We start from the raw sequence: 14,425 nt of genomic DNA on the forward strand, positions 1-14,425 counted from the left end.
GGAATACCATGAAACTGTTCGCCTCCGCTGCCTTCGCTATTATGGCGTTGGTTTCCAGCCAGAGTTATGCGGAGCAAACCCTGACACCTACGCAACACAACGCCCGAGACACCATGATTATGCCGTCGGCTAACCAACAGTCGCCGTTCGATTTTAATCATATGGATGCCGGTAGCGACAAATCAGACGAACTGGGTGTGCCGTACTACAACCAGCGTGGCCTCTGATTTGTGTCCGCCCCGCACATGCGGGGCGTTGCTTTATCCCCTCGCCGCCCGCATACCGGGTAGACGCAACCCGAAGACGTTAATAAACAAGCCCGCCATAATCAGCACCGCCCCCAAAAGCTGTAATGCCGATAAGGTTTCATCGAGCAATAACGCCGCGCTTGCCAGCCCCACAACCGGAACCAACAACGACAACGGTGCCACGCGCCAGGTTTCATAACGCCCGAGTAACGTTCCCCAGATGCCATAACCGATTATCGTCGCCACAAACGCCAGATAGACCAGCGACAAAATCGTGGTGAGATCGATAGCCAACAGGCTTTGCGCCATTAGCGACGGGCCGTCAAAAATAAGCGAGCTGAGCATAAACGGAATAATCGGGATCAGCGCACTCCACACCACCAGCGACATCACCGCCGGCTTTGATTCATGTTGCATGATGCGTTTATTAAAGATATTGCCACAGGCCCAGCTTAGCGCCGCCGCCAGGGTGAGCATAAAACCTAACAAGCCAACATGCTGGCCATTCAGGCTCCCCTCAATCAGCACCAGTACACCAAATACCGCCAGAGAAATCCCGGCTACCTGCTTGCCCTGTAACCGTTCGCCAAACACAAACGCACCGAGAATGATGGTAAAGAACGCCTGCGCCTGCAGCACCAGTGAGGCCAGCCCGGCAGGCATACCAAATTTAATCGCGCAAAACAGAAAGGCAAACTGACCAAAGCTTATCGTCAGGCCATAACCCAACAGCAGGTGAAGGGGAACTTTCGGCCTTGCCACAAAAAAGATGGCCGGAAACGCCACCAGTAAGAAGCGTAATCCCGCTAACAACAGTGGTGGCATATTGTGCAGGCCCACTTTGATCACCACAAAGTTGATGCCCCACGCCACCACCACCAGCAATGCCAGTAGCCCATCTTTACGTGTCATACCCTGCCTCAATTATTTATTAAAATTATGTAAACAGATTCAACATAACTAAAAATAGCAAGATCGAACAGATCATTATTTTTGGCAGGGTAAAATGTGCAGACGGCCTCTGTGCGCTGGTATACAAGTGCGCGTTGGCATGATATTTCTGAAAAGGCACATCACAACGAAAACATAACAAATCGTCTGGCAGAACAATGAATCCAACTTTACGGCGCTCCACCGGTGCGCTGCTGGCATCGTCGCTCCTGTTGACCATCGGGCGTGGCGCAACACTTCCTTTTATGACTATCTACCTCACGCGCAAGTATGCAATGACGGTCGATACCATCGGCTATGCCATGACCATCGCGCTGACCATCGGCGTCATCTTTAGCCTTGGCTTTGGCATCCTCGCGGATAAGTTTGACAAGAAACGCTACATGCTGCTGGCGATCGTTGCGTTTATCGCCGGGTTTGTTGCTATTCCGCTGGTGAATAGCGTCACCCTGGTGGTACTGTTTTTTGCACTGATCAACTGCTCTTATTCCGTGTTCGCTACTGTCCTGAAAGCCTGGTTCTCCGACGCTCTGTCATCAACGGAAAAAGCGCGGATCTTCTCCCTCAACTACACCATTCTCAATATCGGCTGGACGGTTGGCCCACCGCTCGGCACGCTACTGGTGATGTACAGCATCAACCTGCCCTTCCTGCTGGCTGCCACATGCGCAGCATTGCCGCTGGTGCTGATTCAACGCTACGTGCAACGGTTACTCGCCAGTGAAAGCGAACAAACGCCGGTAGCGTGGGACCCGTCGGTATTACTGCATGACAAAGCCTTATTATGGTTCACGCTATCGGGCCTGCTTGCCTCCTTCGTAGGCGGGTCGTTTGCCTCGTGCCTGTCGCAATATGTTCTGGCGGTGGCAGACAGCACCTTCGCAGAGAAAGTGATCGCGGTGATCCTGCCGGTGAATGCCGCCATTGTCGTCTCACTCCAGTATGCGGTGGGCCGCCGACTCAGCACCAGAAACCTGCGCCCACTCATGACGCTGGGCACCGTTTGCTTTGTGCTGGGGCTGGTCGGCTTTATGTATTCCGACAACAATCTGATTTACTGGGGACTCGCGGCGGCGGTGTTTACGATTGGCGAGGTTATCTATGCACCCGGCGAATACATGTTGATTGATAACATCGCCCCGCCGGGCATGAAAGCCAGCTACTTCTCAGCACAGGCGCTGGGTTGGATGGGCGCGGCAATGAACCCCATGCTCACAGGGCAAATTCTCACGCACATGCCACCCGCCTCGTTGTTCCTGATTTTAATCGCCGCGATCGTCGTCGCCTGGGCGTTGGTGCTGAAAGGCATGAACGCCAGCGGCAGGCGTAAAGCGCTCACCGCGCTGTAAGCGTCATCCTCAGCACGTGATTTCCGCGTGCTGAGGCGTGCCGGCAAACTCATATCCTTCATCCTGCCAACCTGTCATCCCGCCTATCATCAGTTTCACCGGACGCCCCAGTAACGCCAGTTTAAGCGCCGCCTGGTCAGCGCCGTTACAGTGCGGGCCCGCGCAATAGACCACAAACAACGTCTCCTGTGGCCACGCAGCCATCCGCTCTGCCGTCATCTGTCGATGAGGTAGATGAAGCGCGCCGGGAATATGCCGCGCAGCAAACATTTCCGGGCTGCCAACGGCATGCAAAAGCACAAAATCCACATCCTGATTACGCATGGCGGCGTGCACATCGGCACAGTCTGTTTCCATACTTAAGCGCTGGCGAAAATGACGTATCACGTCTTCGGCCGGAGCCACGGCAAATTCACTTACATAACTCATAGTCACATCTCCTGGTCTGTGTTAACACTGTGTTGTCACCGCGTCTGCGGTATCCACTAACGCGAGTATAAACATGGCATTACCCCTTAAGCCGCCCGCATTTCTGACAGAAAACAGCCAGAATATGACAATCTCTGATTCTCCCCTGGTGGTCGTACTGGCTTACGATGGGCTCTGTACATTTGAATTTGGCGTGGCGGTCGAAATTTTTGGCCTTCCGCGTCCGGAGATGGGCGACAACTGGTATCGCTTTGCCGTCGCCGCCGTGGATGACGGCGAAATGCGCGCCCTCGGCGGCATTCGTTTGATGACGGATGGCGGTTTAGAATGCTTAAAGGATGCTGACACGATTGTGGTGCCGGGTTGGCGTGGCGTGGAAACGCCGGTTCCCGACGCGCTTTGTGAGGCGTTGCGTCAGGCTCATGCCCGTGGTTGCCGAATTATGTCTATTTGCTCCGGCGTTTTTGTACTGGCGGCGGCTGGCTTGCTGGACGGTAAAAAGGCCACAACCCACTGGCGTTATACTGAGAAGCTCCAGCAGCGTTATCCCGCTATCAGTGTGGTTGATGATGTGCTTTATCTGGAACAGGATAACGTCATGACATCAGCTGGCAGCGCCGCGGGGATAGATCTCTGTTTGCACGTCGTGCGACTCGATTTTGGCCTCGATGCCGCGAATGTTGTTGCGCGTCGTTTGGTGGTCCAGCCTCATCGTGATGGCACGCAAAAACAACAGATTGAGCGCCCGGTCGCGCGCGATCGCGAAAGCCTGCGGTTGGGCTCGCTGTTTGATTATCTGCACCAGAATATTGCTGAAAACCATACGGTGACCTCGCTGGCGCAACGTATGGGTATGAGTGAACGTACGTTTTTACGCCGATTTCAGGAATCAACCGGAAAAACACCGGCCCGCTGGCTGTTAGACGAACGCCTTCGCCGGGCCCAGCATTATCTGGTGACGACGCGCATCAGTATGGAAAGCGTGGCTGAGCAAGCAGGGTTTGTAAATGGTAAGACTCTGCGTCGCCATTTCCAGCGGCATCTGGCAAGCAGCCCACTTGCCTGGCGGAAAAAATTCACGGTCAGCGGTGAATAATATTATTTCAGGCAAAAAAAAACCGTCAGATAACTGACGGTAAAATGCTTGCATGGATAGATCTGTGTTTTTGGTTAGTACAGTCATTCGTAGACATCCGTGATAACGACGACTGTTGCTAAAATCATCCTAGCACTGGCTTCCTCAATGAAAGCTAAACGACAAATACGTCATTCAGCGTATTTGTTTTCCAGCCTTTTTTGCTTTTACAGCAGGCTGTGCGATCCGCCCACATTCTGCCGGACCGTGATTCCTGCAAGTTTTGATTTTCAGGCGTGTTTGACCAGGTGATTCCACGGCGAATTTTACGCATACTTTTTTTCATACTACCCTCCGGCAGATTGTCGAAATTTAATCCGTTAACTCAACAAGTTACAAAGCAATAGTAGCAGTCTGAATGGCGAGTTACTTCAATAAATGCGCTTATTTGTAAAGACGGTGTGAGGAAATGCACGAATGCTAAAGACATAGATATCAACAGCAGACACCTACCGAATATGTCGGGTTGTCGTGAAATGCATCTTGCGTAAGATAGCCAGCGTTATCTTCCTTCAGGATTGATGACGAGAATGCATAATTCATTGTCAGATTTAGCCCGCCTTCCCCTGTGCGGGCTTTTTTTTGTGTTTCCATCACAAAAACAGACATCAAAAATAAAAAACATTTGATACACAGTCAGATAAATTATAATGCGGGTGAATAACACTACAGGGAGGTTGTCGTGTTTGAATCTCATTTAAATATTTTTATCAGAGCTGTGTTTGTTGAAAACATGGCGCTCAATTTCTTTTTAGGGATGTGCACGTTTCTGGCGATCTCTAAAAAGATCGATATCGCCTTTCGTCTTGGTCTTACGGTTACAGCCCTGCTTACCGTGGCGACGCCCATCAACAATCTGATTTATACCCATCTGCTGAGGGAGAACGCGCTGATCGAGGGTGTGGATCTGAGTTTTCTCGATTTCATCACCTTTATTGGCGTACTGGCGGCACTGGTACAGATCCTGGAAATGGTGCTGGATCGCTTTCTGCCCGCCTTGCATCACACCCTGGGCGCATTCCTGCCGTTGTTGACCATTCACTGTGCCATCTTTGGTGCGACCATTTTTATGGTGCAGCGTGAGTACACATTCGGCGAGTCCATCACTTACGGCGCCGGATGCGGCCTCGGCTGGATGCTGGCGCTGGTGGCTCTGGCGGGCATTCGCGAGAAGCTGAAATACGCCAATATGCCAAAAGGCCTGCGCGGGCTGGGCAGCGTGTTTATTACTGCCGGGTTGATGTCGCTGGGGTTTATGTCGTTTTCGGGGATATCGCTTTAGGCAAACTGCCCCCTCACCCTAACCCTCTCCCCCAGGGAGAGGGGACCGATAGTGCCAATCTTCAGGCCGGGGTGAGGGGCCGTACTACTCACTCAACCCACGATTCCTCAACATCGGCTCAATCAGCGGATCGTGCCCGCGCCAGTCGCGGTACAGCGCTTCTAAATCGCTACTATTACCGCGCGACAATATCGCCTGACGGAAGCGTTCACCGTTCTCGCGGCTTAAACCGCCCTGCTCTTCAAACCAAAGATAGCCGTCATCGGCCAGCATTTGTGTCCATAAATAGGCGTAATAGCCAGCGGCGTAACCTCCGCCAAAGATATGGGCAAAATAGCTGCTACGGTAACGTGGTGGTACCGCAGCGAGATTCAGATTTTCTTGCTGTAAGGCCTGCGCTTCAAATTGCGCCACGTTCTGCGGTATAGACTGCGCTGTCACCGTATGCCAGTTCATATCCAGCAACGCCGCGCTCAACAGTTCCGTCATGTCATAGCCTTTATTGAACTTCGCGGCACGGAACATGCTGTCGCGCAGGGCTTCCGGCATCGGCTCACCGGTTTGATGATGGCGGGCATAGTGGGCAAACACCTGCGGATGGCTGGCCCAGTGTTCGTTGATCTGTGACGGGAACTCGACAAAATCTCGCGGCGTACTGGTGCCGGATAGTGTGGCATAACGCTGGCTGGCAAACAGACCGTGAAGCGCGTGACCAAATTCGTGGAACAGGGTAATGACGTCATCCCAGGCGATCAGCGCACTGTTGCCGGCGGCCGGTTTTGGATAGTTACAAACGTTGTAAATTACCGGACGCGTATTGAGCAGCGTTGATTGCTGAACGAAGTTATCCATCCACGCCCCACCGCTTTTACTGTCGCGCGCGAAGAAATCGCCGTAAAACAGCGCAATACCTTCACCATTTTCGGCGAAAATCTCCCATACGCGTACATCTGGATGATAAACCGGAATATCGAAGCGTTCGATAAAGCGAATACCAAACAGCTGGCTGGCCGCCCAGAACACACCCTCAATCAGCACATGATCGAGTGCAAAATAGGGTTTGATCTGCGCTTCATCAATCGCGTATTTTTCGCGGCGAACCTGTTCAGCGTAATAGAGCCAGTCCCAGGCTTGCGCCGCAAACGGCGCAGGCTGAGAATCAATAACCTGCTGAATATCGGCCAGTTCTCGCTCGGCGCGCGCCCTGGCTGCGGGAGCGATTTCGCGCATAAAATGCAGCGCCGCGTCCGGCGTTTTCGCCATCTGATCGGCCATACTCCAGCTGGCGTAATCCGCAAAACCTAACAATGCGGCCTGTTTTGCGCGAATGTCTACCAACTTTAATACCAGCTCGCGTGTGTCATTATCATCGCCCTTTTCCGTACGTGACCATGCGGCTTTAAACAGCTTTTCGCGTGTTTGTCTGTCGCGCAAAGACGCCAGAAACGGCTGCTGAGTCGTATTCAACAAAGGAAGCAACCAGCTGTTATGCAGCCCGCGATCCTGTGCCGCGACCGACGCCGCGGCTAACTCCTCCGCATTCAGGCCATCAAGCTGAATAGGTTCCTCGATGACCAGTCCCCCCGCTTTTGTGGCCGTCAGCAGGCGCTGATGAAACTGGCTACTGAGCGTGGCAGACTGCGTATTCAGCGCTTTTAACTGCGATTTTTCATCCGCGCCCAGCGTGGCGCCCGCCAGAATAAAGCGCTGATAGATGACCTCAACAAGACGACGTGATTCCGCATCCAGAGACAATTCATCGCGTGACTGCCAGACCGCTTCTACGCGGCTGAACAGCGCATCATTAAGATAGATATCGTTTGAAAGCTCAGCCAGCTCTGCCGAAAATTGCTCATCCAGACGCTGAATTTCATCGTTTGTATGTGCCGCAGCCATCGCAAAGAAAACGCTGGTCACGCGGGTCAGCAATTCGCCGCTTTTCTCCAGCGCAATGAACGTATTCTCAAAGTTTGCTGGTTCCGGGTTTTGTGCGATGTGGCCAATCTCTTCGCGTTTACGTTTCACGGCCTCGTTAAATGCCGGACGATAGTCGCTGTCACTGATCAAATTAAACGGGGGGGCCTGATACGGCAGCGTACTGGCGGCAAAGAATGGGTTGGTGGCCAACATGTTCGACTCCTTGAGATGACTTTCCCTTAGAGTAGGCAACCCCCGGAAAGACCGCAATCACTTCCCGCGATGGAAAAGAGCGTGCTATCGTAATAACACACAAAAAGCGTTGAGGAACAGAGAGATGATCATACTGGTTACCGGGGCAACGGCAGGTTTTGGTGAAAGCATTACGCGTCGTTTTGTCGCCAATGGACACAAAGTGATTGCTACAGGACGCCGCCAGGAGCGCCTGCAGGTGTTAAAAGAGGAACTTGGCGATAGCGTGTTAACTGTGCAACTGGACGTGCGCAACCGTGCCGCAATCGAAGAAGCGCTCAGCCAGTTGCCCGCTGAGTGGCAGGCGATTGATGTTCTGGTGAACAACGCCGGGCTGGCGCTGGGCATGGAGCCAGCGCACAAAGCCAGCGTAGAAGACTGGGAAAACATGATCGATACCAATAACAAAGGCCTGGTGTACATGACCCGCGCCGTATTGCCGGGAATGGTTGAGCGCAATCGCGGCCATATTATCAATATTGGTTCCACCGCCGGAAGCTGGCCGTATGCAGGCGGTAACGTCTATGGCGCAACCAAGGCGTTCGTGCGTCAGTTCAGCCTAAATTTACGCACCGATCTGCACGGCACTGCCGTTCGTGTAACCGATATCGAACCGGGCCTGGTCGGCGGTACAGAGTTCTCCAATGTGCGTTTCAAAGGTGATGATGCCAAAGCAGGTAAAACCTATGAAAACACCAATGCACTGACCCCGGAAGATGTGACCGAAGCCGTCTGGTGGGTGGCGACCCTGCCAAAACATGTCAACATCAATACCGTTGAAATGATGCCCGTTAGCCAGACTTACGCAGGCCTGAGCGTTCACCGTCAAAATTGATGTTTTTAGCCCTGCCCGACGCCCGTCGGGTATGGGCTCAGCAGTAAAAAAAGCGTAAAATAGAGGCCAAAATCAGCGAATAAGAATGAGTCAATGGCCGCCGAAACACAACTGAACCCAACACAGCCCGTCAACCAGCAAATTTATCGCATTTTACGCCGCGATATCGTGCATTGTTTGATTCCCCCAGGAACGCCGCTTTCTGAAAAAGAGGTGTCGATGCGCTTTGACGTTTCACGCCAGCCTGTTCGCGAAGCGTTTATTAAGCTGGCGGAAAATGGCCTGATTCAAATTCGCCCTCAGCGCGGTAGCTATGTGAATAAAATTTCACTGTCGCAGGTGCGGAACGGCTGTTTTGTACGTCAGGCGATTGAGTGTGCGGTGGCGCGTCGGGCGGCGACCATGATCACCGACAAACAGCTCTATCAGCTGGAACAAAATCTTCACCAGCAGCGAATTGCCATCGACCGGCTCCAGCACAATGATTTCTTCCAGCTTGATGATGAATTTCACCAGTTGCTGTCGATGATTGCCGACTGCCAGCTGGCATGGGATACCATCGAGAATATTAAAGCGGCGATCGACCGCGTTCGCTATATGAGCCTCGACCACGTTTCTTCCCCGGATATGCTGCTGGCGCAGCACCACGATATATTTCATGCACTGGAAAAACGCGATCCAGATTTAGTGGAAAAAGCGATGACACAGCATTTGCAGGAAATTAGTGAATCTGTGCAGTTAATTCGGCAGGAAAAACTCGACTGGTTTAGCGAGGAGTAACAGAAAGCCTTCACACAGGGGTGAAGGCTTTTATGTTGTTCAGGACTCTCTGACGACCATGGTCGGTATCGCGGCATGACGCAGAATCGACTCGGCATTGGAACCCAGCAAGTGGGTTGTACCGCCGGGGCTGCGAGAGCCGATAACGATGGCGTCGTAACCTTCCGTTTTGCTCATCGCGATAATCTCATCACGAATATTGCCAAACCGTACTTCGGTACGCAGCCGCGAAGCGGGAATATCCAGCATCTTCATCAGACGCTTCATTTTTATTTCCGACTCGTTCGACATAAACGCATTAAACTTTTTGATATCAGAGGCAAATCCGCGTAATAACGAACGACTGCTGTTGGGCAGTACATTAACCAACGTGATTTCCCCCTCTTCACCCGCCAACCAGGCCGCGTGGCGCAATGCTTTGTCACTCAAATCCATTTCAAATACATCTACAGGCATCAATATTTTTTTGTACATAGCCCAATCTCCTTATTCCAGAGGAACTTTATTGCAGCAAGGTAACAATGCCATATTTAAACTAAACGAATCCACAATGATTTCTGCGTTAAACTATTTACCTTTGCAAAGGTTCGTCCATTACTTCAGCTACTCTTAACTAACCTGTAGATATGTATAAGCCCACCCTTTCCCTAAAAAAAACGTGTAATTGATCAAAAACAATTTAATTTTTTATGGATAGGCGTATTTATAGAACCCGTCGTTGCCACATCCCATTTTGTAACCGGCTTCGATATGAAAGAAAGGAGAACACCATGATGACTTACGATCGTAACCGCAATGCAATTACTACTGGCAGCCGTGTAATGATTAATGGTACCGGGAAAACCGGCACCATCAAGGCGATTAAAGCAGACGGTATGACACCTGCCCAGGTGCGCCGCAGCAAAACAGTTGAGATTGATGGTTGTGACGGACAGTTCGAGCCGATTGAGCTTATTCGTCTCGGCATGCACTAATTAGTGGTGTAATTCGGGTGGCCTTGTTCTGAGGCCGCCCGGAAATGATGTTCCTGCCTGCGTTATATTCCCCAATTGAAATATTGTGCCTGCATTTTGCCGGATGGCGCTGCGCTTATCCGGCCTATGAAGAAAGTGCCTATCCGTAGGCCCGGTAAGCATCACGCCACCGGGCAAATTACCGCATCAGGCGTTGGCAAATTCCGCAACCGTCGCCTTCGCACCTTTCGCCAGCAGTGACAGATATGCCTTCGTTACCTGCTCAACAAATTTCGCTTCATGCGGCAGTTCTTTACCGAAAATAGCCTCGATACCCAGCAACGCTTTGACGCGAGCTTCACCCTCTTCGCTTTGCGCAACGGTCGCCTGAATCACCGATAGCAGCGGATCGCACACTTCAATAGCGTTGCCCTGCTCGTCCACGCCGCCAACATAGCGCATCCAGCCAGCAACACCCAGCGCCAGCAGCGCAAAGCTGCTGTTATGCACCAGGTGCCAACGGACGGAATCCAGCATACGCTGTGGCAACTTCTGGCTGCCGTCCATCGCGATTTGCCAGGTACGGTGACGCAGCGCCGGGTTGGTATAACGTTCAATCAGCAGATCGGCATAGCGAGACAGATCCACACCCTGAACTTTCAGCGTCGGGGCCTGCTCTTTCAGCATCAGGTCGTGTGCCGCGCGGCGATAATTCTCATCGCCCATGCAGTCATTGATATGCTGATAGCCCGCCAGGTAACCCAGGTACGCCAGGAAGGAGTGGCTGCCGTTAAGCATGCGCAGTTTCATCTCTTCGAACGGAATAACGTCAGAAACCAGTTCCGCTCCTGCTTTTTCCCACTCCGGGCGGCCCGCAACGAAGTTATCTTCAATCACCCACTGGCGGAACGGTTCACAAGCCACACCAGCCGGATCGCGTACACCGGTCAGTTGTTCAATTTTATCCAGCGTATCGGCAGTGACCGCCGGAACGATACGGTCAACCATCGTAGACGGGAACGTCACGTTTTGTTCAATCCACGCCGCCAGGTCTGCATCCACCGCGCGGGCATAGGTGGTAACGACATTGCGCATCACGTGGCCGTTTTCCGGCATGTTGTCGCAAGACATCACGCTAAATGCTGGCAGTCCCGCGGCTTTACGACGCGCCAGTGCTTCAACAATGACGCCCGGCGCAGACTTAGGCTGATGTGGGTTTTCGATATCTGCGGCGATAAATGGATGATCGAGCATCAATTGCCCGGTCGCCGGAGAGTGGCAGTAGCCTTTTTCGGTGATCGTCAGAGAGACAATCGCCACCTGCGGTTCACACATTTTCGCAAGTACGGTTTCCAGACCGTCGACCTGCGCGTGCAGGGCTTCTTTGACCACGCCAACTACGCGCGCAGTCCACGCGTCGGCAGACATTTCTGCCACGGTGTATAAATTGTCCTGGTTCTTCAGATCAGCAATCTGCTGCTCGCCGCCAATCAGGTTAACTTCGGTGTAACCCCAATCACTGCCGTGCTCCGTGGCAAGGATATCTGCATAGATAGCCTGATGGGCGCGGTGAAAAGCACCAAAGCCAAGATGGACAATGCGCGGCACGAGTTTGCTGCGATCAAAGGTCGGGAGAGTTGCCTTAGCGGTTAATAGCTTATTTTGCATCTTTTTGACTCACTGTAGAGAACGTTGATTGCCATACTAGATTAACGAGTTCATTTGGCGTGTTTTTGATTTGAGTTAACTTATTGGCGATTGGTATGACATGATTTTTAAGTTGTGTGACAGGATTAGGGTTTTGAGAAAAGCACACCGCGTAAGCAGTGTGCTTTTATTGTCAGATCATCTGCCCGGCTGCTCGCTGTTTCTCCGCCTGAGTGACATCAGCAGCATCATGCAGAATGCTTAAATCACGGTCGCGAACTTCTGGCATGAGTAGCGCAGAAATAAAGCCGATGAGCGAATAGCAAATAATCATAATCACAATCGGCATCCATGATCCTGTCATGTTGCAGAAGATCCCCGCCAGAAGCGGACCGAATCCAACAGCAACCAGTCCCCCTAACTCTTTTGAAATCGCCATTCGCGTAAACCGGTTCTTCGAACCAAACATCTCTGCCATCGTGATGTTTTCAAGGGCAAACAATCCCAGCACTGCAAAATTATGAATAATGATGATGGAGGCCATAATCATACTCACGCTATAACTTTTATCGACAATGATCGCCAACATAGGATAGGCCAGAATCATCGCAGATAGACTCAGCAGCATGTACGGGATCCTCCGACCATATTTATCGGACAGCCAACCCAACAATGGTATTGTCAAAAATCCCAGAACCGAACTTATCATCAGCGCATCGGTGGGAATGGCTTTATCAAATAACAGCGTTTGTACGAGATACCCTGCAAGGAAGGTCTGAATCAACCCTGAATTTCCCGCCTGACCGAAACGCAGTCCCGTCGCCAGCCAAAATGATTTACTGCGGAACATTGCCCCTACGGTGTTCTCAGCTGATACGGCTTTGGTAGGGGTGAGTTCTGCATCATTAACCTTTTCGAATACCGGGCTTTCTTTAAGATTGAGTCTCAGCCAGATAGCAAAGATCATGACGACGACGCTTGCGAGGAACGGAATACGCCAGCCCCATGCCACCAGTTCTTCACGATCCAGGATAAAGAACATAAATGCCCATATTGCCGTCGCGCTTAAGGTGCCACAGTTTGTCCCCATCGCCACCAGCGAAGAGATAATTCCGCGTTTGCCTTTAGGCGCATACTCGGCCAGCATCGTTCCTGCGCCAGAAATCTCCGCGCCCGCTCCCAGTCCCTGAATAATACGCAGAGTGACCAATAATATTGGTGCAAAAATACCGATTTGCGCATAAGTTGGCAGCACACCAATCAGCGTCGTACAAATGCCCATCATTGTGATAGTTATAAACAGGACTTTCTTTCTGCCTACCCTGTCACCCATTTTCCCAAAGATAAAAGCACCTGCTATGCGCGCGATATATCCGGCGCCATAAGTACCCATCGCCAGAATCAACGCCATGGCTGCCGATTGCTCAGGGAAAAATATCTCGTGAAACACGAGTGCCGCACCCAATGAATAAAGCTGGAAATCCATAAACTCCAGGGCAGTACCGAGCCATCCGGACAGAGCGGCTCTTACGAGGTCAGAAGTCGTTCTTTCATGTTTTATTTGAGTCATAGCGTTCATCTCTAAACGTTAGGATGCGTACAACTTAATCGCATATTAATTATTGTTATTAGTTGAAGGTTAATAACACCTTGCAGCACGATTTTTGATCTTTCTCGAATAACTCTATGGCCTCAATGACCTGGGCGTAATTAAAGCGGTGAGTAATTAATTTGTCTGGGTCAATGAGTCCCTTTTCCAGCCACTCCAGTACCACAGGAAATTTATTGGCATTAAGTCTTGAGGTATAAATAGAGATCTCTTTCCCGGTAATCCCCTGCTGAACAACGGTGGATGGCTCGCTAGAAAACCCCATGAGCACAATCCGTGCCGCGGGTGAAGCCAGCGTAATGGCCTCCTGTAAAATTGAAGGATGGCAGGCGGCATCAACGATCAGCGTCGGCTTGATTCCCTTCTCTTCAAGTAACGACGGCAATGACAGCGTACTGTTATTGATTACCCAGTCTGCACCATTCTTTTCAGCCATCGCTAATCGTTCATCAATTCGGTCAACCACAATCACTTGCTTGACTTGGTAAACATTTTTTAAAGCCTGTAGCGTTGTCAGCCCCATCGGCCCGGCACCATAAATCAGCGCGATATCCTCTTTACGTGGTTCTACCTGACCGGTGACATTCGCCGCAATAGTAAAGGGTTCGACCATAACCGCATGGTGATCGGCAATCGTCGGGGCCACAACCCAGGCATTTTTCGCCGGGACTACAGCATATTCACTGAATCCGCCATCACGATGGACGCCGAGAACAACCAGTGATGTGCAGACATTAGGCTTACCTACTGAGCAGGGATAACAATGACCACAACTGATAACCGGATCGACGCATACACGTTGCCCGTGAAATTTATCGGTTACCCCTTCACCTACGGCATCAATAACCCCAAAAAACTCATGACCAATGACGCGTGGATATTTCGCGAAAGGGTTATGCCCACGATAAATATGACTATCTGAGCCACAAATACCTGCCAGACTGATTTTTACACGCACTTCCCCCACGCCAGGAGTAGGCATTGGACGTTCTTCAATGATAAGTTCATTGGGTTGTTGAACAACAATACTTTTCATTT

The 14,425-nt window shown here is 51.5% G+C and carries 15 protein-coding genes; 7 read left to right on the forward strand and 8 right to left on the reverse strand.

Features of this window, described 5'->3' with window-relative positions; all coding sequences use genetic code 11:
* Positions 1-8 precede the first annotated feature (8 nt).
* The gene (gene marB, locus ACWWFX_RS21645; RefSeq protein WP_015964436.1) at positions 9-227 is read left to right on the forward strand and encodes a multiple antibiotic resistance protein MarB; all 219 of its coding nucleotides are present in this window, start codon (positions 9-11) and stop codon (positions 225-227) included.
* Positions 228-260: 33 nt separating this feature from the next.
* On the opposite strand, the gene eamA is transcribed toward marB, so the two are convergent.
* Entirely contained in the window at positions 261-1,160 is a 900-nt protein-coding gene (eamA, locus tag ACWWFX_RS21650; RefSeq protein WP_473224756.1) for an O-acetylserine/cysteine exporter, read from the reverse strand.
* Positions 1,161-1,357: 197 nt separating this feature from the next.
* Here eamA and ydeE point away from each other — a divergent pair, with 197 nt between their 5' ends.
* On the forward strand, positions 1,358-2,548 hold the full coding sequence (gene ydeE, locus ACWWFX_RS21655; protein WP_473224757.1) for an efflux MFS transporter YdeE: 1,191 nt from the start codon (positions 1,358-1,360) through the stop codon (positions 2,546-2,548).
* Between the two features lie 9 nt (positions 2,549-2,557).
* Here ydeE and ACWWFX_RS21660 read toward each other — a convergent pair whose 3' ends face one another.
* A complete protein-coding gene (locus ACWWFX_RS21660) occupies positions 2,558-2,977 on the reverse strand; it encodes a rhodanese-like domain-containing protein (protein WP_473224758.1) in 420 nt (139 codons plus the stop codon).
* A gap of 103 nt (positions 2,978-3,080) precedes the next feature.
* Between ACWWFX_RS21660 and ftrA the strand changes: the two genes are divergently transcribed.
* Positions 3,081-4,073 carry a transcriptional regulator FtrA gene (ftrA, locus tag ACWWFX_RS21665; RefSeq protein WP_473224777.1) on the forward strand — a complete coding sequence of 331 codons (993 nt, stop codon included), beginning with the start codon at positions 3,081-3,083 and terminating at the stop codon, positions 4,071-4,073.
* A gap of 154 nt (positions 4,074-4,227) precedes the next feature.
* On the opposite strand, the gene ACWWFX_RS21670 is transcribed toward ftrA, so the two are convergent.
* A complete protein-coding gene (locus ACWWFX_RS21670; RefSeq protein ID WP_015964441.1) occupies positions 4,228-4,398 on the reverse strand; it encodes a hypothetical protein in 171 nt (56 codons plus the stop codon).
* Positions 4,399-4,794: 396 nt separating this feature from the next.
* Between ACWWFX_RS21670 and nqrE the strand changes: the two genes are divergently transcribed.
* A complete protein-coding gene (nqrE, locus tag ACWWFX_RS21675) occupies positions 4,795-5,394 on the forward strand; it encodes an NADH:ubiquinone reductase (Na(+)-transporting) subunit E (protein ID WP_231827289.1) in 600 nt (199 codons plus the stop codon).
* An 84-nt stretch (positions 5,395-5,478) separates the two neighbouring features.
* Here the strand turns inward: nqrE and dcp are convergent, their stop codons facing one another.
* Positions 5,479-7,524: a peptidyl-dipeptidase Dcp gene (dcp, locus tag ACWWFX_RS21680; RefSeq protein ID WP_473224759.1), complete on the reverse strand. Its 2,046-nt coding sequence runs from the start codon at positions 7,522-7,524 to the stop codon at positions 5,479-5,481.
* Between the two features lie 124 nt (positions 7,525-7,648).
* Between dcp and ydfG the strand changes: the two genes are divergently transcribed.
* On the forward strand, positions 7,649-8,398 hold the full coding sequence (gene ydfG, locus ACWWFX_RS21685; RefSeq protein ID WP_276224082.1) for a bifunctional NADP-dependent 3-hydroxy acid dehydrogenase/3-hydroxypropionate dehydrogenase YdfG: 750 nt from the start codon (positions 7,649-7,651) through the stop codon (positions 8,396-8,398).
* A 93-nt stretch (positions 8,399-8,491) separates the two neighbouring features.
* Positions 8,492-9,178, forward strand: coding sequence for a GntR family transcriptional regulator (locus ACWWFX_RS21690; protein ID WP_231827291.1), 687 nt, complete (start codon positions 8,492-8,494; stop codon positions 9,176-9,178).
* A gap of 39 nt (positions 9,179-9,217) precedes the next feature.
* Here ACWWFX_RS21690 and ACWWFX_RS21695 read toward each other — a convergent pair whose 3' ends face one another.
* Positions 9,218-9,652, reverse strand: a complete 435-nt coding sequence (locus ACWWFX_RS21695; protein WP_015964446.1) for a universal stress protein — start codon at positions 9,650-9,652, stop codon at positions 9,218-9,220.
* 296 nt (positions 9,653-9,948) lie between these two features.
* Between ACWWFX_RS21695 and ydfZ the strand changes: the two genes are divergently transcribed.
* A complete protein-coding gene (ydfZ, locus tag ACWWFX_RS21700) occupies positions 9,949-10,152 on the forward strand; it encodes a putative selenium delivery protein YdfZ (RefSeq protein ID WP_276224078.1) in 204 nt (67 codons plus the stop codon).
* Positions 10,153-10,338: 186 nt separating this feature from the next.
* Here the strand turns inward: ydfZ and ACWWFX_RS21705 are convergent, their stop codons facing one another.
* The 3 genes from ACWWFX_RS21705 to ACWWFX_RS21715 form a co-directional block, all read right to left on the reverse strand.
* Positions 10,339-11,799 carry a mannitol dehydrogenase family protein gene (locus ACWWFX_RS21705; protein ID WP_473224760.1) on the reverse strand — a complete coding sequence of 487 codons (1,461 nt, stop codon included), beginning with the start codon at positions 11,797-11,799 and terminating at the stop codon, positions 10,339-10,341.
* A 172-nt stretch (positions 11,800-11,971) separates the two neighbouring features.
* Entirely contained in the window at positions 11,972-13,348 is a 1,377-nt protein-coding gene (locus tag ACWWFX_RS21710; RefSeq protein WP_473224761.1) for an MFS transporter, read from the reverse strand.
* A 58-nt stretch (positions 13,349-13,406) separates the two neighbouring features.
* Complete coding sequence (locus ACWWFX_RS21715; protein WP_473224762.1) at positions 13,407-14,423, reverse strand: Zn-dependent oxidoreductase; 1,017 nt, start codon at positions 14,421-14,423, stop codon at positions 13,407-13,409.
* Between the last annotated feature and the right edge of the window lie 2 nt (positions 14,424-14,425).

It is taken from the genome of Pseudocitrobacter sp. 2023LY-00077 (genome assembly GCF_055796175.1).

Coding starts and splice junctions, on each gene's coding strand:
- ydfZ (WP_276224078.1), top strand. CDS start 9,949: ATGATGACTTACGATCGTAACCGCAATGCAATTACTACTGGCAGCCGT.
- ACWWFX_RS21710 (WP_473224761.1), bottom strand. CDS start 13,348: ATGACTCAAATAAAACATGAAAGAACGACTTCTGACCTCGTAAGAGCC.
- ydfG (WP_276224082.1), top strand. CDS start 7,649: ATGATCATACTGGTTACCGGGGCAACGGCAGGTTTTGGTGAAAGCATT.
- ACWWFX_RS21670 (WP_015964441.1), bottom strand. CDS start 4,398: ATGAAAAAAAGTATGCGTAAAATTCGCCGTGGAATCACCTGGTCAAAC.
- ACWWFX_RS21660 (WP_473224758.1), bottom strand. CDS start 2,977: ATGAGTTATGTAAGTGAATTTGCCGTGGCTCCGGCCGAAGACGTGATA.
- ACWWFX_RS21690 (WP_231827291.1), top strand. CDS start 8,492: ATGGCCGCCGAAACACAACTGAACCCAACACAGCCCGTCAACCAGCAA.
- marB (WP_015964436.1), top strand. CDS start 9: ATGAAACTGTTCGCCTCCGCTGCCTTCGCTATTATGGCGTTGGTTTCC.
- ydeE (WP_473224757.1), top strand. CDS start 1,358: ATGAATCCAACTTTACGGCGCTCCACCGGTGCGCTGCTGGCATCGTCG.
- dcp (WP_473224759.1), bottom strand. CDS start 7,524: ATGTTGGCCACCAACCCATTCTTTGCCGCCAGTACGCTGCCGTATCAG.
- ACWWFX_RS21705 (WP_473224760.1), bottom strand. CDS start 11,799: ATGCAAAATAAGCTATTAACCGCTAAGGCAACTCTCCCGACCTTTGAT.
- ACWWFX_RS21695 (WP_015964446.1), bottom strand. CDS start 9,652: ATGTACAAAAAAATATTGATGCCTGTAGATGTATTTGAAATGGATTTG.
- eamA (WP_473224756.1), bottom strand. CDS start 1,160: ATGACACGTAAAGATGGGCTACTGGCATTGCTGGTGGTGGTGGCGTGG.
- ACWWFX_RS21715 (WP_473224762.1), bottom strand. CDS start 14,423: ATGAAAAGTATTGTTGTTCAACAACCCAATGAACTTATCATTGAAGAA.